1 protein-coding gene is annotated in these 263 nt (G+C 61.6%); it reads right to left on the reverse strand.

The features are described 5' to 3' along the window. Positions 1-32: 32 nt before the first annotated feature. Positions 33-263, reverse strand: a 231-nt coding sequence (locus AAEZ09_RS28515; RefSeq protein WP_350601695.1) for an EamA family transporter, incomplete at its 5' end; no start/stop codon positions are given.

Here is a 263-nt window from a genome sequence, read left to right on the forward strand (position 1 = left end):
GTGCAGTAATGCGCGCGGCGTAGCTGGCGGAATCAGCTGCGCCGCAAATCGGCTTGTGTCTGGGTGGCGGGTGTTTGGCGCAAGATTAGCCACAGCGCCAGTGCGATCAGCGCGCCGCCTTGTACATAAGCCCACGACAGCGGCTCGTCCAGAAGCAGCACGCCCCACAGAACGCCAAACGGCGGGATCAGAAACGTTACCGTCAGGGTCTTCACCGGTCCGATATCCGCCAGCAGCCGGAAGTAGAGGATGTAGGCAAATGC

The sequence above is a fragment of the Pseudomonas sp. 65/3-MNA-CIBAN-0223 genome, assembly GCF_040310425.1.
Classification (GTDB): Bacteria; Pseudomonadota; Gammaproteobacteria; order Pseudomonadales; family Pseudomonadaceae; genus Aquipseudomonas; species Aquipseudomonas gregormendelii.